We start from the raw sequence: 22,310 nt of genomic DNA, 5'->3' as shown, positions 1-22,310 counted from the left end.
ACTCAGGGGAATGAAACTTTCACCTCTGCTGATTTTGAACACTCTGTCATTTACTGCAATCTATTAGGACCAGAACACCATATGATCGGCTATATCACTCTAGGTACCAACGACTTAGACCGTGCCTGTGCATTTTACGACGCCATTTTTGGGAAGATGGGTGCAACACGGGTCTTTGAAAACAACCGGCTCTATGCCTGGAGCTTTGGCGAGGGCAAACCACTCATCGTCCTCAACACACCTTATGATGGCGAAGACGCATCCGTTGGCAACGGCACCATGGTGGCTTTGCGGGTGGAGGATCGCGAAACCGTCGAGACCCTGCATACACTCGCCCTGCAACTGGGTGGCAAAGATGAAGGCCCTCCCGGTCCGCGCGGTGAAGCATTTTATGGGGCTTACTGCCGCGATCTGGATGGCAACAAGCTCAACTTCCACTGCTAACAGCCTTCAGATGTATCACAAAGCACAAAGGATTTGGCGAACCTGCGTAAACATGGCATTGGAATGATTATTCAGAGATTTCAAGTGCTCATACGGAAGGCCGCCAATGCTACGTTCTCTTCTTCTCACCGCGACTTGCGCAGTTTCGCTGCTGTCTCCTCTTGGTGCACAGGCTGATGAAGCAGAGAACGCCTTTGTGGAGGCCAACATCCTGTCGATCTTTTACCACGAGGTTGGCCATGCGGTGATTGACCAGATGCAGGTACCAATCTTCGGGCAGGAGGAAGACGCCGCAGATGTGCTCTCCGTGCTGATGATTGACTGGCTTTATGAGGAAGAGGCCGCGCAGGAGCTCGCAGTCAACAGCGCGTTTGGCTACATCAACGATCCCGATGGGGAGGAAGAGGTGGCGTGGTGGGATCTGCATGGGCCAGATCAGCAACGCTACTACAACCACGTCTGCCTGTTTTATGGTGCAGACCCGGATAACCGTGCAGGGCTGGCCGAAGATTTGGACCTACCGGAAGACCGGGCGGAGATGTGCCCTGTAGAATACGAGCAAGCGGCCAGCAGTTGGGGCGCTGTGTTTGATGAGATGACGCCAGACTCCGGTGTCGCAATGACTTTTCATGCCGGGACTGGCGCGGACGCCGAGGTCATCAATCAGGTACTTTCTGAAGAGATCAAAAGCCTGAAAGACGACATGTCTCTGCCTAACGAGGTGATCGTGAAGGTGGAAAGCTGTGGCGAGCCGAATGCGTTTTACGATCCTGAGGAGGTTTCCATCTCGTTCTGCACCGAGTTCATTCCGCACCTGAGATCACTCTATCAGTCCAACTTGCAGAACTGACACGCTCGTACGCTGGGGATCATAACTTGAGCCCCAGTTTGCTGATCCAGCTACGGCGCATATCCCGAAGTGTCCACTTCAACGCATCACTCGGGATGAAATACCCGCCAATCCCCGAGGAAAATAGCAAGTCATACGTGTGCTCGGTTGATTTGCGCAGCGCTTGCTCAACCTCTTCAGCAGAACCCACCGGCTTGATGGGGATCATCATGCAAATCGTGTCGGGTTCTTGCTCTATCACCTCAACGCGCACGCTCTCGTCAAACGCATAACCTGTTGTTTCGCAGAGCGTTCCTTTCGGATCATCTATCAAGCGCTGCCGATAGTCAGGATCGTTGATCATCCGCCGGTAATCTTGCTCCGCAAAGTCGTTGTTGCTGTGGCCCGTCATGCTTTCCCCTCTCCCTTCGCGATGCTGGAGCGAATGCCGAGCAGCTTGACCTTGTTATAAACCGAGGCAACCCAGACAAACATCTCCCCGCTGGACCACAAATCCATCTGGTTGAGATCCAATGTTGTATCAAGTGCACCCTCTTGTTTGGCAGGTGGAATAGTCAGATAAAGCGTGTCTTTGCGCTGCTGGATGATCCGGACTTTAACGCTGGGATCAACCTTCACTCCCAGCTCTTTAAGCGCAGCAGCTGCATCGCGCTGCGCCAGTTTCGCGAATGCCGGATCCTCCCACATGCGCTGGGTCAACAACAACTCAAAGTCTCTTTCCATTGCTGCTCTTCCTGTTTGACTGCACAAGATCAGAAAGAGCCTAAAGGCAGGACCTTAAGTCTTCGTGGTAACAAGTTTTGCATCTGAGAGGATGGTTTCAATCACTGCTTTTGCTTCTCTTTGTTCCTCAGCGATATTGTCTTTTCTGGCGTAGTAGAGCGTGCGAACTGCCTTCCAGAGAGCCCAGCCTATGGCGCGATCCCAGGTATTTTGGTCGATGTTGACCGCGGTTTTGAAAATCTCGCGATTGACGCCGGAAAAGAACTTCCAGGTGATAACTAAGTCGCAGGCGGGATCGCCAACCGTGCATAAGCCGAAATCAATGACGGCACTGAGGCGGCCATCTCGTGTGAGGATATTCCCGTTTGAGAGGTCTCCCTGCACCCAAACTGCAGGCTTCTCCCATTTGGACCGAAGCGCCTGCTCCCAGATCATCAGCGCTGCGTCGGCATCAATCAGGTCAGTTACACCAGAGAGGCAAAAACGGGTCTCCTCATCATAGACGCTGAGATCACCGCCACGGTAGCAGTTGTGCTCTCCGGCTTCCGGCGCTCCTGTGGTATCGACAGCCCAGAGCGCATGCAGGAAGGCCGCGAGATCTCTCGCAAACTCGTTCATATCACGGATAGATTCTGCGGAGGCTGTCTCTCCCGCGATCCAGCGATAGACCGACCACGGATATGGGTAATCTGCATTTGGTTTACCAAGGGCAGCAGGTGCAGGAACCGCCACGGGCAGGTATTTTGCCAGTTTTGGCAGCCAGTTAAACTCCTTCTCGACCTGCGGAACATAGCCCGCAGCAGACGGCAAACGCACCTTCAGCTCATCGCCCAGGCGGAACGTGTTGTTGTCCCAGCCATCCTTCTCAACACGCCTGAGAGGCAGGGCGGGCCACGCGGGGAACTGCTCATCAAGCATCTTGCGCACCACCTCGGGCGCTATCGTCAACCGGCCATCACTCATTGAAACTCGCAATCACACATAAAAAATCAGCATTAAAAAAGGCGCGGTCGGAACCGCACCTTCAAGAAAGCAGAACTGAGTGTGTTTGCGAAGGGAAAGCCACAAAACCGGGGCAATCCCTTGAAAACTGTCGCCCTAAAGCGACACTAGGCAACGAACATCAGATAGAGGCCAAACAGCGCTGTAACCGCACCAAGCGCGCGCAGGAACATGCGTCCGCTGTTCCATTCGGTCAACGAGCCAAGCCCGATGCCGGATAAGCCAAGCGCAAAAGAGGAAGTGGAAAAGCCGAGCGCATAGATCAACAGGCTGCTCGCGTTCGCCTCAGTGGCATGCGCCGCACCGTGGAACACAGCAAACACGCCAACAATCAGCGCACCCACCACCACAGGCAGTTTCAGAGCGAACGCCACCAGCAGGCCGATCACGATAACAGACGCCAGAATACCCGTCTCCACATACGGCACAACAACGCCCATGTAACGAGCCCAGAACGCCATGAACATGACCAGCGTGAACACCAAGGGCCAGACAAGGCGCTTCTTAAGCAGAACCAGCGCCGCCCAAACACCAACACCGACCATGGTGAGGATGTGGTCCAGCCCGCCAAGTGGGTGCCAGAGGCCGTGAAGGAAGTCCGCTTTGGCCTGTGCCGTGGAAAATGCGGCAGCCTGAGCGGGCAGAGCAATCAATATCAATACTGCCAGAAGACCCGTTAAACCGGCAGTTTCTCTCAATTTCATCAGTGTAATTTCCAATATTGAGCGCGCGACGCCACGCGCAGTCTATGTCGTCAGGTATGGTGCAGGGTGACCGCACAAGGTGACGCCAAACTGACTTGTTTTCGGTGATCAAGCAATCAAACCACGTTCTTTTGGGAAAATCACACCGGATTGCTTGTAGAAAACATCATTGGAACTACTCACTGAGAATGCAGCAGTAAAAAAGGGAGCCTGTGAGGCCCCCTTGCTGGGTGTCTTAATGGGTCATCAGAACCGGGATCTTCATATCATGCAGCACGCGGCGCGTTGCCCCACCAAACAGGTATTGCGCCAACCGGCTGTGGCCGTATCCGCCCATCACCAGCATGTCTGCGTTGAGACGTTCCACCGTGCTTAGCAGAGCTGCTGAAACGGAGCCGGAGACGTTGCTCATCACTTCCAGATGGATATTGACGCCATGGCGCTCGAAGTAACTACGAATATCCGTTATTTCTGAATGCTTTGGCTCGTCATGCGGCGTGATCATCACAACAGAGACAGTGTCTGCATTTTGCAACATGGACATAGAAGCATGCGCTGCGTTGGAGGCTGGGCCCGAGCCATCCCATGCCACAGCTATGTTTTTGGGCGCAAACGCTTTTTCATAGGCGTGCGGCACAATGAGCGTCGCGACACCGGTGTCAAACACCATCGCCTCAATCATGGCAGCTCGCATCGGTTCCGGCTTGGCAGGATCATCCTGTCGTATCACGGTAACATCACTCAAACGCCCCAGATGCATCAGCTCGTCAAACGTGCCGCCAAGGGTGATGTCTGTGACGCGCGTTTCACCATCTATGCCTGCACCGTCAAAGTGTTTTGCGAAGCCTTCCAATGACTTATTGAGTGTCGCGGCGGACTGCTCCTGCAAGCGCAGTTCATAGTCTGGCGGCATTGGCCCGGCGGTGCACAGGTAATAGGAGGTCTCGTAGTTGGGCACGACGCCAATCAGATAGGCATCTGTCAGCTTGGAGAGTTCCACGGCAACGCGGGATGCTACCTGATCACCGGACGTGTCGGTAAGGGTGACGACTGTTTTGATAGACATATCTGAACCTCCAATTGACTCAATTCATGAAGCGCAGAATGCGAAAAGCACCCACCTGTAGGTCGAGTTGCCAAGAATACCCTTCCCGCCTCATAGAGTGATAGTTGGCCCCAAACAGCCGCAAGTAAATTGGGTGCTATACTTAGCCGCCTACGAAATATTATAACCCTACGTACGCGTAATAACCTTAAGTCAACCTATGATAGACATAGGCGAACAGAACAACAGACAGAGTTTTACATTTTGAATATTTAAAGGAAAACAGCAAAAAACTGCCTCATTGTGCAGTCTGTCTGGCGAAGTTCAACGGAATCGGCATAAATTGAAATGTATCCAGCTCATTGGATTCGCGTTTCTTTTTCTAAAGCCAAGCATCTGTGTTGAGGGCATTTTTGAATAATCTATAGTTTCAAAATGAGCTCGGACGAACCAGTTGAACCGGACATTCCAATTCCCGAACTCGAAAGTCTTTTTGATACGAGCATTCGTGTGTTTTTGGAAAAGGGGATTAAAGCTGCCACGATGAAAGACGTGTCGGAGGCGGTGGGCGTTTCTCTTGCCGCTCTGGAAGGCAGGTTTACAACGAAGCAGGGCCTGGTCGTCGCGGCGCTCAGTTGGTACTACCTCAAATATAGCCAGCAAATGCAATCGGTTATGGCTCTGCATTCCGATATCTACTCCGCCATGCAAGCAGCCTTTATGGAGTTTACCGAGCTGTGCTGCGATGAGATCAAAGCGGAGAAAGGCCTCTTCTGGCTGACGCTTATCGATCTTGGCTACGTGGATAAAGAGCTCTGGGAGCAGTTTCAGGGGCTGCAGTTCAATTGGGAAGATCAGATCCGCGACAAGCTCGTTCAATGCCAGAATGAACTCAAAGATCCGGGCGAGATCGAGCTGCTATCCGGGTACTTTATGCTCATTTTTGAAGGGCTCTACGAGATGGTAAAGTTCGGCATGCCCGAGGAGAAGATCTTCAAACTTATCGAGGTTTCACTGGAAGCTTTGGGGAGTAGAATGAAGACGGGCGGGCGGTAAAAGCCGGTACTTACCAGCGTTTTGCGGGTAGCCCAATGGAGGCGTCATAGACGCCCCCATTTCAGTGCACAGTGAGGAGTTCTTTATTTTGCAGTTGCACTTAGGGCATTGCCCAGGGCGAACACGGATGCGAACAGCAGGACAATATCTTTCAAAAGGAACTGCCCCGGAATTACGGAGATCGCCAGCACGCCAGTGTCCGGAATGAACACGCCCGGCGTGGAAAAGAAGAAGCTGAAGGTCAACAGAAACGTGCCAATAGCACCAAGCGCACCGAAGACCGCGAACTTAGGCGCGAAGAAACGGGTGGTGAGTAAGGCGGCAATGGTCAGCTCTGTAAGTCCGATGAGTTTGGACACAGCTCCTTCGGACAGGAATGAGTAAAGCCATCCAAGAAAGGGAGAATTCTCGACCAGTCCACGAATTGCTCCGGCCTCATAAGCCGTAAACTTCATGCCACCAAACCAAAGGAACACGAGAATAAGGGCGGCGAAGATTCCGTTTTTCGCGATATCGGAGAACAAAGCACCCAGGGCAGCGTTGTCATCTGATTGAGTGGCAGGCGCGTGAGTAAGATCAGTCATTTCAACCTCCTGTGTTGAATTTGGTAGTGTGTCGCGGCGGGTCTTGCCAGCCTGTGCACTTAGGTATATGTATTACGGACCGATGTGTCCATAATGAATTACGGACCGATCGGTAACATTGTTGTGAGCGGGAATTAATGTGATGGCGAGACCTCGGGAATTTGACCCCAAAACTGCGTTGGACAGAATACAGAGAGCTTTTTGGGAAAAAGGCTATCATGGCACCTCCATGCAGGACCTGGAGAGGATAACCGAGCTGAAGAAGCAGTCGCTCTACCGGGAGTTTGGTAATAAAGACGCCATGTACGCGCGGGCGCTGAAGCTCTACCACGAGCGAGATATCACCCATCTGGCACAGGTCATCTGCCGGGCACCCAACGCAAAACAACGGTTTGTAGATTTGTTTGAGGCTGTGCTGGAGCCCGTGCGCAACGGCGACCGCAGCGGTTGCTTCCTGTGCAACTCCGCCATTGAGCACGCCCATGATGATCAGCAGATCCAGCTCAACGCGCAGGAAGGTATCCAGAGCACGCAAGACCTGTTCAACACCGCCCTCGCCGTCTCCGAGCCCTACAAGAGTGATGATGCCTTGCGAAAGCAGAAGGCCAATCTGTTGGCTGCAGGTTACTTCGGCCTGCGCGTCATGGTGCGCGGCGGAACGCCTCTGACAGAGCTGGAAGAGACAGTCACCGTTCTGGTCAGTACCATTTAGCAGACCGGGTTTGCTTAGCAGGCGCAGTGATGTAGGCGTCGCCTTAGTTTATAAATTCAGGACACTTTAAATGGCTGGTTATGTTCTTCACCACTACAATATTATCGACAGGTCACGCATTGAGGAACTCGGCCCCAGATCCCTTCCCATTATCGAAAAATATGGCGGCGAGTTGATCGTCGCAAGCCCAATGAAAACCCTTGCGGGGTCAACATCCTACACGAATATGGTGATGTACAGATTCGAGAGTTTTGAGGCTGCTGTGACCTTCTACAATTCAGAAGAGATGATCGAGCTTAGAAAGTTCAGCAGTCAAGTTATCGAGGGATTTGCGACAGTCGTTTCAGGTCATTCAGAAACAGAAAGCGTTGTAAAATCAGGTTATTTCACGAGATGACCTCATATCGCAGATGAAGCAACGGATAGATGCAAGCCGCTACATCCAAGCATAGAAAAGGCTGGCAAAGCTTATCACTTCACCAGCCTGATTTATCGTTATGCTACAGCACTATACGGACTGTACCTTGTACAGGAAGTCGTCGATCTGTTCGCGCAGGTCAACAACCTCTTGCCGCACGGACGATGCGGTTTTGGAGACCAGATCAGAGGACTGATTGGTTTTCTCTGCAGCTTGCGCCACCAGCACCATGTTTTCAGAAACATTCTGCGTGCCCGTTGCTGCCTGATGCACGTTTTCAGTGATCTCGGCGGTAGCCGCGCCCTGCTGCTCAACAGAGGCTGCAATGTTGGATGCAAACTCGTTAACCTGCCGGATGCTGGAGGTGATTTCCTGAATGGCTTCAACAGCATCTTTGGAAGAACCCTGAATCTCCGCAATCTGCTGGGAGATCTCTTCAGTCGCCTTGGAGGTCTGGCTCGCCAGCTCCTTCACTTCGGTTGCCACAACGGCAAAACCCTTGCCCATCTCACCCGCTCGGGCCGCCTCAATAGTCGCGTTGAGCGCCAGCAAGTTGGTTTGCTCGGCAATGTCCTGAATGAGATTGACCACCTCGCCAATGCGCTGCGCCGTGCCGTCCAGATCCAACACCTTGGTGTTGGTTGCCTGCACTGCATCGTTGGTTTGGGTGATCACCTTGTTGGTTCGGGCGATCTGCTGCGCGATCTCTTCAATGGAGGTTGAAAGCTCCTCAGAAGCAGAGGCCACCGTCTGCACATTCGCCGTAGCTTCTTCTGAAGCTGCTGAGGTTGCTGTGGTTTGAACGGTTGTGTTCTCTGCAATATCCGCCAGTTCTTTAGAGGTCTGCTCCAACTCGTCAAACCGGCTGTGAATGACCGTCAAAGCGTTTTCTGCAGTGCCGGAGAACGCCTCAATCAGCTTGGCTGATTGCTTCTGCCGCTCCGCCTCGCGCAAGTGCTCTTTCTCGGCCTCAGACTGCAAGCTCTGGCGTTCAGAGACCGCAGTTACGAACACTTTCAAAGCGTTAGCCATCTGACCGATTTCGTCAGAGCGGCCAGTATACTGCACCTCATCAGAAACATTGCCATCAGCGAGAGACTGCATGCGGTGTGTCAGGTTGACGATTGGGCGGGCGATGGAATTGCCGATGAACCATAAGATGATGCAACCAATCAGGCCGGAAACCACTGCTGCAATCAACGCCATATCGCGGGTGTTGCGGGCACCAGCTGTCAGCTCCTCAGTGGTAACGGACATACCGGCAAACCAGTACTGATCCGTCGTACCCAGTTGAAACTTCTCGAAAATAAACAGGCGGTCACCGACTTCTTGCACGTTCGCTTTGTCGCGAACGCCGCTCATGATGCTCTCAATAACCGGGCGGACTTTCTCGCCTAAAATAGAGCGGTCGCTGTGGCTGACCCAGAGCCCGTCTTCGCTGACCACTGCCAGACGGCCAGTGTCATAGAAGTTGGCGGCACCCATTTTTTCTTGCAGCTTGTCGAAGTCAACATCGATCACCACAACACCAACGGCCTCGCCTTTTGCGTTCAGGATCGGGTCCAGAACCGAGGCGGAGAGGATTTTTTTGCCTTCAACATCAAAGGTGTAAGGCTCAGTCACGAATTGGCTTTTCTGCTGCATCGCCCGGCGCATACGCCGTTGAACATCAGCGCGTCCAATGTCTGCAGTCAGGGACTGGACACTGCCATTTTCCATATAGAAGTAAGGAACGAACTGGCCGGTATCAGAAGCATACTTCTTACCAACGTAATCAGCATCCTTGCCTGCAACATCTGGCTGAAGGAAGACGGCGATGCCGAGGATGTCCGTTGTCCCGCGCAAAGCTGCTTCTGTCATGAGCGCGATGTTGGTGCGCGAAGCATCTCCGCTGTCGATCTCAGCGCCGTAAGTGCGTGCAAGTGTTGTGGAAATAACCTGCGACTCTTTTAAAAGATCCTGCGCTGTGACAGCCAGTCCGGATGCAACCGAGTTGAACAAGGCCCGGCTGTCTTGCTCAGCCGTTTGCATGCTGAGGTAGGTTCCGATCGAAATTACGAGCGATGAGGCAACGAGAAGAACCGCTGCTGATGCGCTGACAATGCGATGACTTAGTTTCATTTTCTGCTTCGCCATACTGTAGAAATCAGTACGGGTTCCGCCATCTCTCACTCATATGATGCTGGTTTCAACCACCTGTGGTTGATTGCCACTTTCCTTGCGTAAATACAACAATAGCCATTATTATAGATTTGTTAATATTTAACTGAATTTATCATCATAATACATACAAAGATAAGCTTAGATCAGATATTATTCCTGATAGAGAACCCATTTTATTGGACAATACTAAAATAAAACTATTATCACTATTAGGGATTATCCTAAGTGCGCAATACATGCTTTGAATTTAAACTTTGAAAAACTCAAAACTACAGCGGTACTAGTACCTACAGCTTTCACTCAGAGCATCTCATCAACGGCAGGTTGCTGCCACGTCTCCGCGGCACGTCTTGAACTGAGGGAATAACGGCATGATCTTGTGCGACCCTGCAGAGGGGGCCAACTTTCTACAAAAAAACGCTGAGCCCGTTTGCGTTGCTATGTAAGCTCCAAAACCAAAACGGGGTGAAACCCGCAGACCTCACCCCAATTCCACCAATTATCTCAGAAGGTTACATTCAGGCAGGCACCTTCTCCTGCTTTGCGTTGTTTTGTGCGTTACTAAGTGCAGATATGCGTCGCTCGCGAAGCTTCAGCGCTTTTTCCGCATTGCCCGCTCGTACGTGGCCATACCCGCGCACTTTCACCGGCCAACTCAGCAGATCATGCGCAGCTTTCTCACCAGCCTCCGCCAAACGAGTGCAGACCAGATTCATGTCCGCCTCATATGATGAGCGCATTTCATTTGCCAGAACGCGCTCCTCATTGTTGCGGAACGGATCAAGGAACGAGCCGCGCAGACCTTTGAGGCTAGACAGGACCGTGAATAACTTCATCATCCACGGGCCGAACTCGGTCTTCACCGGCAAACCAGTCACGCGGTCTTTTTTGGCAAAGGGACCGCCCCCAATGTGGAAGCGTACATCCAGATCGCCCTCGAAAGTTTCCGCGAGGCTTTGCTTGAAGGATGGCTGTGAGAACAGGCGCGCAACTTCAAACTCGTCCTTATGCGCCAGTAGACGGAAATATTGCGTCGCGGCGGTGCGAAGTATCTGTTCACCTGCTCCAGCCTTTTTCAGCGCAACCAGCTTTTGACGGTAAAACCTGCCAAGGCTGCTGCCCTGATAATCCTTGAGGCGGTTCACCCGGTCCTCGATCAGCTCTTCCAGTGGCAGAGGCCGGTCCAGCTTCACCACGGTCGCAATCGGCGCCCGTGCTTTGGCAACCCGCTCCGGGTCCAGCACCATCAGACGGCCCCAATTGAAGGCCTCGAAGTTCTTGTCGCGGGCAACACCGTTCAGCTCAATGGCCTGACGGATGGAACCGAGCGTCACCGGAATAAGGCCGCGCTGCCAGGCAGCGCCAAACAGCATCATGTTTGCCATCACCGCATCCCCGCACAGGTCTTTCGCAGCCTGTGTGGTGTCGAAGTAATCCAATCGGTCACCTACTGCCTCTTCCAGTCGCGCCTGCAGGTTGGGCCTGTTGATGTCCCAATCCGGGTTCTTGGAAAAGTCGATGGTCGGCACTTCTTCGGTGTTCACCACCACCTGAGCGGACCCCTTGCGCAGTGTTGTCAGCGTCTCGTCACCTGCTGTCACCACCAGATCGCAGCCGATCACCACATCCGCTTCGCCAACCGCCAGACGGGCGCTTTGCAAGCCATCGGCGGACTTGGCGATGCGCATATGCGTCATCACCGCCCCGTACTTTTGCGCAAGGCCCGTTAGGTCCAGCGTGGAAACGCGGCTGCCATCCAGATGTGCGGCCATGGAGAGGATCGCGCCGATGGTGACAACGCCTGTGCCGCCGATGCCCGTTACCAGCAGCCCAGTCGCGCCGTTGATGGCGGGCAGTTCCGGCTCTGTCAGCAACTCATCACCCACGCTTTCCACCTGACGTTCCGCAGGTGTGGTGGCCTTCTTCGGCTCTGCACCATGAATGGTCACGAAGCTTGGGCAGAAGCCCTCAACACAGGAAAAATCCTTGTTGCAGCTGGATTGGTTGATCTGCCGTTTGCGGCCCAGAGGCGTTTCCAGCGGCTCAATGGAAAGACAGCCCGACTTCTCGCCGCAATCGCCACAACCCTCGCAGATATCCGGGTGAATATAGGTGCGGACCTTCGGGTCCTCCCACTTGCCGCGCTTGCGCAGGCGGCGGCGTTCTGTGGCGCAAGCCTGATCGTAAATCAGCACTGTCACACCCTGCATCTCACGCAGATCTCGCTGCACCGCTTCCAGTTCCCGGCGGTGGTGCACCTCAACGCCTGCCGGAATGGATTGAGCCTGCACCCGCTCCACATCCTCGGTCACCACAACCACCTTCTTCACACCCTCATTCAGCGCGGCGGTGATGAGCTGGGGCACGGATTGCTCGCCGTCAACGGGCTGTCCGCCTGTCATGGAAACAAAGCCGTTGACCAGCAGTTTGTATGTCATGGTTGCATCAGCCGCCACAGCCTGACGCATGGCCAGAAAGCCGGAGTGAAAATAAGTGCCATCGCCCATATTGGCGAACACGTGCGGCTCATCGGTAAACGGCGCCTGCCCCACCCAGTGCATGCCCTCGCCGCCCATTTGGGAAGGGGCCTTGGTCTTCACCGGGTCATTGAAATACGCAATGGTGTGGCAGCCAATACCTGCCAATGCGCGGCTACCATCCGGTACCTTGGTGGAGGTGTTGTGCGGGCAACCGGAGCAGAACGAGGGACGACGCACCGGCCCCGGCTTCAGCTTGATCGGCACCGGCACTTTGGCCTTGAGCCCGTCATCCTCCAAAAACTCTGCAATGGCAGAGGCCACCTGATTGGCGGCAAGCACGCCAGAGTTCGGCAACAGACCCTTGCCCTGCACCTTCAGCGAAATGCCCGCATCAAACAGGATGGTTTTCAGCTGATCCTCAACAACAGGGCGCTTTTCTTCCACCACAAGGATTTTCTTGAGGCCCTTAGAGAACGCCTCGATGATCTTTGGGTCTAGCGGCCACACCATGCCGATCTTCAGGATGCGAATGCGGCGCTTTTCCGTTTCAAGAGACGTAAGGCCCAGCTCATTCATGGCTTGGCGCAGGTCAGAATAAGATTTGCCCGAGGCGATGATGCCGACTTCCGGTTCATGGGCATCGTGGGTGATCTGGTTGATGTTGTTGGCTTGCGCAAACGCCAGCGCGCGTGGAATCTTCTCTTCCAGCAGTCGCTTTTCCTGCTGCACGGGCAGGTCGATCTCACGAATCCAGACGCCGCCCTGCGGGTCTTGTCTGTCCGGCTTTACCACCTCAATGCGGTCCAGATCCACCTCCACGGTGGAGGCGCTTTCCACCACATCCGTCACCAGTTTTACGCCCACCCAGCATCCGCTGTAACGGCTCATCTCCACGGCCAGAATGCCGTAATCCAGAATGTCCTGCGGGTTGGCGGGGTAAAGCACCGGAATGCCAGAGGCAATCAACGCATGGTCCGACTGGCCTGCCACGGTGGAGGACTTGGCCGCGTGGTCATCCCCACACAGCGCCACAACACCGCCCTTGGGGTGGGTGCCTGCAAAGTTGGCATGGCGGAACGCATCGCCAGAGCGGTCCACCCCCGGCGTTTTGCCGTACCAGAAGCCGACCACCCCATCCTTGTTGCGCATCTTCATGTTGCCCACGTGCTGTGAGCCCCAGATCGCCGTTGCCGCCAGATCCTCATTCACCCCCGGCTGGAATACAATGCTGTGCTTATCCAGATGCAACTGCGCCCGCCACAGCTCCATATCGTAACGCCCAAGCGGAGAGCCGCGGTAACCGGAGATAAAAGCGCCCGTATTCAGCCCCGCCAGCTCATCACGCATGCGCTGCTGCAACGGAAGGCGCACCAGTGCCTGATTGCCTGTGAGAAAGACAACACCGCTGGTCTGCGTGTACTTGTCATCCAGCGACGGGGCGTTGTGGCTCTTGGACGGGGTCGGCACACTGCTTTTTTCTTCAGAAACCATCAGGTAACTCTCACAAATGTCTGGCGTTGCCGGGGTGCGGCAGGAAATTATCTGCGATGAAAAGACCCAAGATTTTTTGGAGATTTGATTATAAGGTGCGGCCTACTCGCTATTACGTAGACCCATACTGCATGAAATATCAGCGGATGTACAATAATCCCTTTGAATACAACAGATACCCAAACTGAACGCCCTGAAGCCTCTGATTTCCTTGAGACTTCAGCAATCCACTACGGCAGTTTCGGCTAGGCTCAGCACACCGGACAACACACAAAAATGGAGCCCGAAAGGCCCCATTTCTGATCGAAAATTCAAGCATTTACAGCATAGTCCGCCTTACTGCGGCAGCAGAACGTCGCCTTTGCCGTTTTGGACGACCAGCAGGATGCAGTCTTTTGGGCCGACGCAGGCGTCATCGTGGAACTCCTGCCCCGGCTGCGTCACGTGCGAGCCCACCGGCAGCACTTCTTTTTTGTCAGCGCGGGTGTGTTCCCACTGTCCCTGCACAGTGATGGCGTTGTAGTCGTTGGAGTGGCCATGCTCCCCCACGTGAAAGCCGCCTGGCATCTTCAGGTACATGCCATAAGGGCCGGTATCACGGTCGCCCCACAACACAGAAATGTGGATCGGCGTGTTGCCAAACTGGGTCCACTCAATGTCTTTCAGCTGGGTCATATGGTCATCATCTCCACCAGCAAAAGCGGCGGTGGACATGGCAATCAAGGCTGCGGTGCTGATGGCTTTCAGGGCTGTCTTAAACATGGCTAATCCTTGTAACTCTCTGTTTTCATGAGCGCAAAGAGATGTGCTCTCGGTGTGAGGCTGAGACTAGCGATTGCCCTGATCCTGTGAAATATGCATAGTTGCAGCGAACAAGGGCGGACATGCATATGAAACTGAACGCAGACGATCTTCTGGTGATTATGCACCTGACCCGCGAGCGAACGCTGGAGAACGCCGCCCTCGCGCTTGGCAAGGACACCTCCTCTGTTTTTCGCGGGATCAAGCGCATAGAAGCCAAGGTGGGCGAGCCGCTGTTCACCCGCTCTCGCGCTGGTTTCAAGCCCCTGCCTCTGGGTTTGGCGCTGTGTGAGCAGGCCGAGCAGATCCATGCAGGGCTTTCCGCCGCTGATGCCCTGCTGGGTGGTGAAGATGTCGGGCTAACTGGTCCACTGCGGGTAACAACCACCGACCTGCTGTTGCAAAGCGTGATCCACCCCCGTCTTGCAGCGTTTCGCAACGCCCACCCAAACCTGCAGCTGGAATTCAACGTCACCAACAGCTTCGAGAACCTGAGCGAGCGGCGCTATGATGTGGCCCTGCGCCCCACCAGCCAGCCGCCGGATGATATGATCGGTCTCAGGCTGGGCACCATCGATTATAAGCTTGTTGGTGCGCCAGAATATCTGGATGGGATGGGGGAGCTTGATTTTCAGGAGCTCACATGGCTAATCCCTGGTGACAGCCTGCAAGCGCACCCGGCGAATGACTGGTTTCGCGACAAAGTCCCCTCACCGGCCAGCCTCATCCGCTATGATAGCATGAGCCTGCTGGCGGATGGTATCCGCAGTGGTCTGGGCGTCGGCATCTTGCCCGACATACCGACGCTTCTTGATGGCCTGCGTGATGTCGGAGAGCAACCTGCCATCTACCAGACCGACCTGTGGCTGCTCTACCATCCCTCAAATCGCGGCAATCTCAAGATCACCGCATTTGATGGATTTGTGAGAGGGGCATTGGGGGCTTAGGTCAAAGGACGTCTGCCATCAGATTTCTCCGCACACCCCACCTGCGAGTCTCCAGAGCTTTGCGGCTGTTTTCAGAAAGATCACCCGCCAGCACAAACCGCACGTTTCTGGTCTTAACATCCTTGGCCGCAAGGCTTCTGGTCACGTTCCAGACGGTCTTTGCGTTGTAGGAGGTCCAGCTCAGATAGTCGTAGGGCAAAACGATGTTCGCCGTGCTGTCAGCCTGGTAAGCCACCACCACATCGTGATGCACTTCCACCTTCTCAATCTTGCTGTCATCATGCAAACGCCCCAGCATCTCCACCAGCATCAGCGCAGAAAACACCTGCGGGCGGGACTGTGCACCGGACGCATGCTTCATGAGAACTTCAATGCCCTCAAGGTCTTTCGCCTCAATCACAAGGCCCGTGAAAATGGTCTTTTCTGTTGGCGTAAAGTGAGCGTTCAGCAGAACGCCCTCAGTGCTTTCCTTGGAGATGCCAGCTTCCGCCAGTCGCTCACGGTTGATATCGGCCATCTCGTCGGGTGTCTTCAGCAGCGTTTTTCTGGTCAGACTGTCCGCCGTCTTAAGGCTGCTGATAATGATGCTGCCCACACCGGGCACAAAGCTCAGCCCCTGATCCACGCCAAACTGTCCCGCGGCATGATAGTTCGCCAGCTCCGTCAACTCATCGCGCAACGGGGTAAAGTGGGTGTACGGATCCACCTTCATCTCAAACGCTAGCTTGCGGATCGCCTCCGGACGACCAAAGAAGCCGCTGATGAACCCGTCTTCTTCACGCTCCGCTGTTTCCGGTGGCATGTTTCCGCGCGTTTTCACAAAGGTCGCCGCTTTGCCCACGCCTTTGCGCACGGACTTCACCATGCCCTTGGCATTGCCATACACGTTTTTGGCTGCGGTGACTGGGGCTGTCACCGTTGTGTAGACCGACTTGATTGGCGTGATGACGGCTGTTCCCGCGCTTCTGGCAAAGGCGACTGCCTTGTTTTTTTCGCGCAGTGCTGCCAGTGCGTTCAGCTCATGGACATGGTCTTCCATAAACTGCTTGCCCTGCACGGTGTAGGCACCATCTTCCGTTTTGATTGCGAAGGTCAGATACCGCCCATTGCTCGGCGCCGCCTCGCTGATTGTGTAGTTTTCGCTCCGTAGCGGCACAGACAAAACATCTGCCGCAGCAAAGTACTTCGGCGGCTCTTCGAGCTTTTTAAACGAAGCCGGACGCTTCGCTGATTGCTCCGGCATCACATCGCTGGCAGCAACTTCATTGTGCGAAGGACTATCAAATAACCCATGCTTATCCTGATGACTTGCACAGGCTGAAACAGACAAAAAAATAACAAGCGTAAATGGCTTTTTGGCGGATAACATAAGATCTCATAGGCCCGGAGAGGAAGGTATATTAGCGGTAAAATCTCATAAGCTAGGTAACGGCACAGTTATGCGGTAACGTGTTGTGATATTTATATTTTTTACAATTCACAGTATAGCTCTTGAAAAGAGACTCGGCAGCACTTCAAAAACCATACCCTCAGTTTCCAAAGCTTTCATGACAACGCCCCGCAAACTAAACTTTATCTGTTAAAACTCAGAATTTCGAACCAGCAACACCCGGCATTTGCAAAGACACTTTATGGAAATCGAACTGAACAGGTCAGAGCAGAAACTTCAGGGTGCTTCCAGTTCGTATGAAGCATTGTCAGGTCATGACAGAGCAATTTTGCATTCCATGATAATGGAACCAACAGTGAGCCAGATTGTCCCCAGAGGCTTCCCAAAAGATCGCTTTTTGGATGAAATCTCACAGCGAGGTTGGGCAAGACCTGTTGAAGTTGAACCCGAAATGACCGCCAATGGCGCCTTTAGGTGCTGGCAAATCACAGACAAGGGCTCAAAGCGTCTGCCAACTTATTTGCTTGCGATTTCGACGGCTAAAATAACAAAGGAAATGGCTGCAAACAGCACAGCAGTTCTGATCAGGTTCCTGCTGAAATTCTCTATTTGCTACTTAGCTTTACTAGTGCTTTTCGCCGCGCTTGGCTTCACAGCAACCAAACTCCAGATAAGTCTCACAGGAACTGGCGGTTACCTCTCTATCGCAGTCGTTACGGTATCACTTTTCGGGGCTCTCTATTTTTCTTCGCGGCTTTGGGTCTTCAAAAAATCAGAGGACAAGCGCCTCCAAAACATTGCCTACGGTCAGTTCATCAGAGAAAAAACCAAGATTGTTTCGATCCTGTTGGCAGGCTCTTTTCTCGCTATTCATGGCAGTGTTGACCTTCTCACTGTGGCAATCGGTCTGAAAGCCGAGCTCGGCGCCCCAATCCGCCTGCTCATTCAATCAGCGCTTCTTAGTGTGCTCGCGATGATCTTCTTGCCCGGTATTCTTGATAAACGCCTGAAACAGCAAGTAAAGAAACGCGCAGCAGCACTCTAGCCGCTGCGCTCAGTCTTCCTCACACCGCCAATATCATCTTTGCGCGGAAGGCGAGGACTGCCTCTGTGGTGTCCTGGTCGAGTTCAGCGCGGGCGCGGAGGACCTGGCCCTGGCGCAGGTCGAACATCAGGCGGGCACGTTCTAATGAGGGAAAGTCAGCGGGCAGGTTGCCCAGCTCTTTTTCCTTGTCAAAGCGGGAGGCGAGACGCTCATCTGCTCCGGTGATCGCCCCTTGAAGTCGCTCGGTGGTGCCTTCCACCTGCCCCACTGTTGTTGAAACGCAGTTACCCAGAAAACACCCCTTGCTGCCGCTTTCGTGGTTGCTGGCGTAATCAATGGTTGAGCGCATGAAGGCGACCACCGCCTTTTTAATATCCGGCTCGGTTTCAAACGCGACCAGCGGTGCGCATCCGTCATCATTGGAATAGCGGTCGATCGCTTCCAGATAGAGCTGATGCTTGTCTCCAAACACCGAATACAGACTTGGACTGTTGATGCCCATGGCTGTCGTCAGGTCCTTCATGGAGGCTCCGTCGTAGCCTTTTTTCCAGAACACATTGATGGCAGCTTGCAGGGCTTCGTCTCGGTTAAAGTTTCTTGGGCGTCCCATTTATTTTGTACCATTCATTACAAAACGATTGACTCTTGTTTGAATTCGAGTTTAATAACGTTCATTACAAAACTCAAGGAGGCTTTTGTGAAACATACAGCATTAGCAGCGGGACAGCCGTTTCCGCAGCTTACAGTGAAGGCTGTTGGTGGTGGCGAACTCTCGCTTGGCACACCTGATGCTGACTTCGACTGGCAGCTGATTGTGGTGTATCGCGGGGCTCATTGCCCACTTTGCACCCGTTACCTGAAGCAGCTCAACGAAAAGCTGAGTGACTTGCATCGCCTTGGCATTGAGGCGCTGGCGGTTTCGGCAGACAGCCTTGAAAGAGCACAACACCAACTGGCAGATGTGCAGCCGGAGTTTCCGGCCGGGTACGGTCTGACCCTTGTGCAGATGCAGGAACTGGGCGTTTACATCTCCAAGCCTCGCTCACCTTTGGAAGCTGAAGCCCCCTTTGCGGAGCCTTCCCTTTTTGTGGTGAACGACAAGCAGGAATTGCAGCTGGTAGACATCTCCAACGCCCCGTTTACACGGCCAGATCTTGGATCCTTGCTGGGTGGGCTGGAGTTTATCCGCAGCCCCGCCAACGCGTATCCAGTGCGTGGCACGTTTAAGTAAATCCGAGGTTTTTTGAGCGGTTTTCCGTAACTGCCAACCTCGTAAAACTCAACTAACACACTGCCCTATATGACGACTTAACTCAGCCGCAACAAGGTCTGGGAACACTCGATAACACTCTGGTGGTCGTGAAAAGACGAAGAAAGATAAGAAAATGACAAAGGCAACACACACTGCAGAAGCCATCCGCGCAGCAATGGATCATCTGATCGACCGCGCCACCAACTATGACATTGACGCCTTGCAAACCATCTATCACGATGACTTCCACACCACGCTTGTTGCGCCAGACAGCAGCGTGACCACCTTCAACAAGCAAGAGTTTATCGAGCACTTCCGAAAACAGGCTGAAGCAGGCAAGCACCAGCTGAACACATGGGCGGAATGGCACGATTTCCATATTCTCGGTGATACCGGCGTTTCTGTGCTGACCCGCAAACACAGCGGCATGAACGACGAAGAAATGAAGCTGCTCTGCAACATTGAATGGCGCTTTGAAGATGGCCGCTGGCAAGTGCTGCGCGAAGCAATCTTCATGCAGCCGCTGGACAGCTGATAACAAGACTTCCCTTCCAATGAGCGGCTTAGGGGGCATCCCCTAAGTCAACACCGTGGCGGAGCCGAGGTTCCTCCGCACTCTGGTCGCGCCGGAGCCTGAAAGCATGCGCTCATGGCGGTTTCGCCTTCTTTTTGAACCTCACTGGAGAATTCTTATGAGCAATCGTCTGGCAAACAAAGTTGCCTTCATCACCGGAGGCAACAGCGGAATAGGGCTTGCCACCGCGAAGGCCTTTGTGGCTGAAGGTGCAAACGTCGTCATTTTGGCCCGCACACAGGCAAAAGTGGATCAGGCAGTCGCCAAAATTGGTAAAAACGCAATGGGTGTTGTCGGTGATGTAGCCGATTTGCCTTCTCTGCGCAGAGCCTTTGAGCAAGTCAAAGAAGTCTATGGCAGAATTGATGTTGTCTTTGCCAATGCGGGTGTTGCTCCGGCCACCCCGCTGATTGAAACCGGCGCGGAACAGCTGGACCGTGTGTTTGACGTCAACTTCAAAGGCGCTTTCTTCACCGTGCAATACGCACTGCCGCTTTTGGCACCTGAGGCCTCCGTGGTGCTCGTGGGCTCCTGCATCAGCGAAATGGGCACAGCGGGTTACTCAGCCTATGCCGCCTCCAAAGCTGCGGTGCGCTCCCTCGCCCGCACGCTGACGCCAGACCTTTATGAGATCGGCGCACGCATCAACGTTCTCAGCCCCGGCCCTATTGATACGCCTGCTCTTTCCAACGGCGGGCTTACAGACGAGCAGGTGAAGGCCACAAACGAAGCCTTTGGCAACCTTCTGGCCGCAGGCCGCGTTGGACAGCCAGAGGAGATGGCAGCCGTCGCTGTGTTCCTCGCCTCCTCAGAGTCTTCCTTCATGCGCGGCGCAGATGTGCAGGCGGATGGAGGCATGAACCAGATCAGGCTGCCTCGCGCGTCCTGATAGCGGCTTAGACATGCTCGCCCATCCCGCAAGCGGGGTGGGCTTCTCATTCAACATTCTCAAGGTTTTACATCATGCCATCAGTCAATCCCGGCACTGTCATACTCAACGGCGAAAATCCTTTCATCTGGCTGAGCGAGACCAAAGACGGCCCAAGCACATCCGAGGCAAGTCTCTGGACCATCACATATTCCCCCAAAGGGGCTGGCCACGCTCTGTTCATCAAGAGTGAACTGACCAACGATGAATGGCGCATCTACACCGACAATGTGGAGATGACCCGCTGGCTGCAATCCACTGTGCAGGGCATGCTGGGGCCAGACACCAAAGACCAAAACATCCCAACCATCAACGCCGAGTTTGACCGAAGCGGTGACACCCAAAAAGCATGGAGACAGACCATCCGCAGCGAAGAGGATGAGATCGTGATGTCATGGTTCGATATGCACCAGCCTCTGCTCGTCAGCGACGAGACTGTCAGCGATCTGCCGCTCCGCCCTTATGGCGTGAGCGCGGTGATGATCCCGGCGGAAAAGGCAGTGCTCACGGTCAATGGACAACAGGCCCGCGGCCAAATCTGGCCTATGGATCTGGATGGTCACCCCTTCACCACCGGCGCTCTGGCCTTCTCAGAAAGCTGGCGTGCGTAACCGCTACTCTTCTCACCCCACAAGACAACAGGAGATCAAAATGACACCGTACACAATGACCCGCCGGCGCGTGATGCTGACCTTGGCTGCCACGGCTGCCAGCACCATGCTGCCACCCATCAGTTTCGCAGGTGAGCTGGCCACCATGAAGCTTGGCGGGCTGGAACTTTCCACGTTCTCAGATGGTTACTTCAACCTGCCCAACAACTGGTTTGGCAATGCGAATGCGGAAATTCTTGCAACAGCGGGTGACCCTGTTGTTGTTGGCGCTAATGTCTGGCTGATCCGTGCGGGAAAACGGCTGGTGCTGGTTGATACGGGGTCAGGTGTCGTTTTTGCGGAGACAGACCCAAATGTAGGCAAGTTGGATGCCTTGCTCGCCGCACAGGGCATCAAGCAGGATGAAATCACAGATATCGTCATCACCCACATGCACGCTGATCATATTGGTGGATTGCTGGGTCCAAATGCCGGTGGTTTCAGCAATGCAAAAATCCATATGGCAGAGGCTGAATGGACCTTCTGGACAGACCCGGCACTGGCAGAACGCGTTCCAGATGAAATGAAACCTCTCGTCGAAGTCGCCCAAGCGATCGCAGCGCCTCTCAAAGATCGCGTTATGACCTATCAAGGTGAAACAGACTTGGGGGACGGACTGGTGCTTGTGCCACTTCCCGGCCACACACCAGGACACAGCGGGCTGCGCATTGCTGGTGGCGGCAAGGAACTCTGGATCATCGGCGACGCCATCATCTCGGAGGTTTTGCAGTTCAGGAATCCTGAAATCACATACGGCCTCGACATCGATCCGCAGCAAGCCATCAAAACACGCAGGGAACTGCTCACTCGCCTTGCAGAAAGCGGCACCCCACTGGCAGCCACACACCTGAGCTATCCCGGCATGGGCCATGTCACACAGGACGGCGATGGCTTCATCTTCAAGCCCCTGAGCTAATCGCTTGGGTCGCGCCTCACTTTGGCAGCAGTTCAGCCGGTTGCACGCACCTCTTCAAGCGGTGTGCAATCGGTTTTCTTGCTCAGGATCATCAGCTGGCTTAGCATGACCGCCTGTATTTTCAGGCGCATCATG

23 protein-coding genes are annotated in these 22,310 nt (G+C 54.1%); 12 read left to right on the top strand and 11 right to left on the bottom strand.

Annotated features, from left to right (window positions below; all coding sequences use genetic code 11):
* The first annotated feature begins 81 nt into the window (after positions 1–81).
* Both PsW74_RS16870 and PsW74_RS16865 read left to right on the top strand, forming a co-directional pair.
* Positions 82–444 carry a VOC family protein gene (locus PsW74_RS16870; protein ID WP_063287930.1) on the top strand — a complete coding sequence of 121 codons (363 nt, stop codon included), beginning with the start codon at positions 82–84 and terminating at the stop codon, positions 442–444.
* A gap of 106 nt (positions 445–550) precedes the next feature.
* A complete protein-coding gene (locus PsW74_RS16865; protein WP_063287929.1) occupies positions 551–1,294 on the top strand; it encodes a DUF4344 domain-containing metallopeptidase in 744 nt (247 codons plus the stop codon).
* A 19-nt stretch (positions 1,295–1,313) separates the two neighbouring features.
* Here PsW74_RS16865 and PsW74_RS16860 read toward each other — a convergent pair whose 3' ends face one another.
* The 5 genes from PsW74_RS16860 to PsW74_RS16840 form a co-directional block, all read right to left on the bottom strand.
* Positions 1,314–1,685 carry a nitrile hydratase subunit alpha gene (locus PsW74_RS16860; RefSeq protein ID WP_063287928.1) on the bottom strand — a complete coding sequence of 124 codons (372 nt, stop codon included), beginning with the start codon at positions 1,683–1,685 and terminating at the stop codon, positions 1,314–1,316.
* On the bottom strand, positions 1,682–2,017 hold the full coding sequence (locus PsW74_RS16855; RefSeq protein WP_063287927.1) for a hypothetical protein: 336 nt from the start codon (positions 2,015–2,017) through the stop codon (positions 1,682–1,684). The genes PsW74_RS16860 and PsW74_RS16855 overlap by 4 nt, the downstream gene beginning before the upstream one ends.
* 54 nt (positions 2,018–2,071) lie before the next feature.
* Positions 2,072–2,980 (bottom strand): aminoglycoside phosphotransferase family protein, encoded by a 909-nt coding sequence (locus PsW74_RS16850; RefSeq protein ID WP_063287926.1) that lies wholly within the window; start codon positions 2,978–2,980, stop codon positions 2,072–2,074.
* A 146-nt stretch (positions 2,981–3,126) separates the two neighbouring features.
* On the bottom strand, positions 3,127–3,723 hold the full coding sequence (locus PsW74_RS16845; RefSeq protein WP_063287925.1) for a HupE/UreJ family protein: 597 nt from the start codon (positions 3,721–3,723) through the stop codon (positions 3,127–3,129).
* 235 nt (positions 3,724–3,958) lie between these two features.
* The gene (locus PsW74_RS16840; protein ID WP_063287924.1) at positions 3,959–4,789 is read right to left on the bottom strand and encodes a universal stress protein; all 831 of its coding nucleotides are present in this window, start codon (positions 4,787–4,789) and stop codon (positions 3,959–3,961) included.
* A 414-nt stretch (positions 4,790–5,203) separates the two neighbouring features.
* Here PsW74_RS16840 and PsW74_RS16835 point away from each other — a divergent pair, with 414 nt between their 5' ends.
* Complete coding sequence (locus tag PsW74_RS16835; protein WP_063287923.1) at positions 5,204–5,824, top strand: TetR/AcrR family transcriptional regulator; 621 nt, start codon at positions 5,204–5,206, stop codon at positions 5,822–5,824.
* An 83-nt stretch (positions 5,825–5,907) separates the two neighbouring features.
* Here PsW74_RS16835 and PsW74_RS16830 read toward each other — a convergent pair whose 3' ends face one another.
* Positions 5,908–6,408, bottom strand: a complete 501-nt coding sequence (locus tag PsW74_RS16830; protein ID WP_063287922.1) for a DUF417 family protein — start codon at positions 6,406–6,408, stop codon at positions 5,908–5,910.
* 142 nt (positions 6,409–6,550) lie between these two features.
* Between PsW74_RS16830 and PsW74_RS16825 the strand changes: the two genes are divergently transcribed.
* Positions 6,551–7,120: a TetR/AcrR family transcriptional regulator gene (locus PsW74_RS16825; RefSeq protein WP_208988023.1), complete on the top strand. Its 570-nt coding sequence runs from the start codon at positions 6,551–6,553 to the stop codon at positions 7,118–7,120.
* A gap of 70 nt (positions 7,121–7,190) precedes the next feature.
* Positions 7,191–7,517 (top strand): DUF1330 domain-containing protein, encoded by a 327-nt coding sequence (locus PsW74_RS16820; protein ID WP_063287920.1) that lies wholly within the window; start codon positions 7,191–7,193, stop codon positions 7,515–7,517.
* A gap of 111 nt (positions 7,518–7,628) precedes the next feature.
* Here the strand turns inward: PsW74_RS16820 and PsW74_RS16815 are convergent, their stop codons facing one another.
* The 3 genes from PsW74_RS16815 to PsW74_RS16805 all read right to left on the bottom strand — a co-directional run bounded on the left by PsW74_RS16815 (position 7,629) and on the right by PsW74_RS16805 (position 14,434).
* On the bottom strand, positions 7,629–9,659 hold the full coding sequence (locus PsW74_RS16815; RefSeq protein ID WP_208988022.1) for a methyl-accepting chemotaxis protein: 2,031 nt from the start codon (positions 9,657–9,659) through the stop codon (positions 7,629–7,631).
* A 560-nt stretch (positions 9,660–10,219) separates the two neighbouring features.
* On the bottom strand, positions 10,220–13,672 hold the full coding sequence (locus PsW74_RS16810) for an indolepyruvate ferredoxin oxidoreductase family protein (protein ID WP_063287918.1): 3,453 nt from the start codon (positions 13,670–13,672) through the stop codon (positions 10,220–10,222).
* A gap of 336 nt (positions 13,673–14,008) precedes the next feature.
* On the bottom strand, positions 14,009–14,434 hold the full coding sequence (locus PsW74_RS16805; protein WP_063287917.1) for a DUF4437 domain-containing protein: 426 nt from the start codon (positions 14,432–14,434) through the stop codon (positions 14,009–14,011).
* A 128-nt stretch (positions 14,435–14,562) separates the two neighbouring features.
* Between PsW74_RS16805 and PsW74_RS16800 the strand changes: the two genes are divergently transcribed.
* Entirely contained in the window at positions 14,563–15,420 is an 858-nt protein-coding gene (locus PsW74_RS16800) for a LysR family transcriptional regulator (protein ID WP_208988021.1), read from the top strand.
* Position 15,421: 1 nt separating this feature from the next.
* Here PsW74_RS16800 and PsW74_RS16795 read toward each other — a convergent pair whose 3' ends face one another.
* Positions 15,422–16,789, bottom strand: a complete 1,368-nt coding sequence (locus PsW74_RS16795) for a hypothetical protein (RefSeq protein WP_063287915.1) — start codon at positions 16,787–16,789, stop codon at positions 15,422–15,424.
* Between the two features lie 262 nt (positions 16,790–17,051).
* On the opposite strand from PsW74_RS16795, the gene PsW74_RS16790 reads away from it, so the two are divergent.
* Positions 17,052–17,855, top strand: coding sequence for a hypothetical protein (locus PsW74_RS16790; RefSeq protein WP_063287914.1), 804 nt, complete (start codon positions 17,052–17,054; stop codon positions 17,853–17,855).
* A gap of 19 nt (positions 17,856–17,874) precedes the next feature.
* Here the strand turns inward: PsW74_RS16790 and PsW74_RS16785 are convergent, their stop codons facing one another.
* Positions 17,875–18,465, bottom strand: a complete 591-nt coding sequence (locus PsW74_RS16785; protein WP_063287913.1) for a TetR/AcrR family transcriptional regulator — start codon at positions 18,463–18,465, stop codon at positions 17,875–17,877.
* An 87-nt stretch (positions 18,466–18,552) separates the two neighbouring features.
* Between PsW74_RS16785 and PsW74_RS16780 the strand changes: the two genes are divergently transcribed.
* From PsW74_RS16780 to PsW74_RS16760, 5 genes are all read left to right on the top strand, one after another.
* The gene (locus PsW74_RS16780; RefSeq protein ID WP_063287912.1) at positions 18,553–19,086 is read left to right on the top strand and encodes a redoxin domain-containing protein; all 534 of its coding nucleotides are present in this window, start codon (positions 18,553–18,555) and stop codon (positions 19,084–19,086) included.
* A 154-nt stretch (positions 19,087–19,240) separates the two neighbouring features.
* Complete coding sequence (locus PsW74_RS16775; protein ID WP_057462299.1) at positions 19,241–19,642, top strand: nuclear transport factor 2 family protein; 402 nt, start codon at positions 19,241–19,243, stop codon at positions 19,640–19,642.
* A gap of 157 nt (positions 19,643–19,799) precedes the next feature.
* Positions 19,800–20,570 (top strand): SDR family oxidoreductase, encoded by a 771-nt coding sequence (locus PsW74_RS16770; RefSeq protein WP_057462298.1) that lies wholly within the window; start codon positions 19,800–19,802, stop codon positions 20,568–20,570.
* Between the two features lie 74 nt (positions 20,571–20,644).
* Entirely contained in the window at positions 20,645–21,220 is a 576-nt protein-coding gene (locus PsW74_RS16765; protein WP_063287911.1) for a hypothetical protein, read from the top strand.
* A gap of 40 nt (positions 21,221–21,260) precedes the next feature.
* The gene (locus PsW74_RS16760; RefSeq protein ID WP_208988020.1) at positions 21,261–22,175 is read left to right on the top strand and encodes an MBL fold metallo-hydrolase; all 915 of its coding nucleotides are present in this window, start codon (positions 21,261–21,263) and stop codon (positions 22,173–22,175) included.
* Positions 22,176–22,310 lie beyond the last annotated feature (135 nt).

The organism is Pseudovibrio sp. W74 (assembly GCF_001623085.1).
Classification (GTDB): domain Bacteria; phylum Pseudomonadota; class Alphaproteobacteria; order Rhizobiales; family Stappiaceae; genus Pseudovibrio.
Note: the sequence above shows the minus strand (reverse complement) of the source record. Positions and strands in the feature narration are given on the sequence as shown.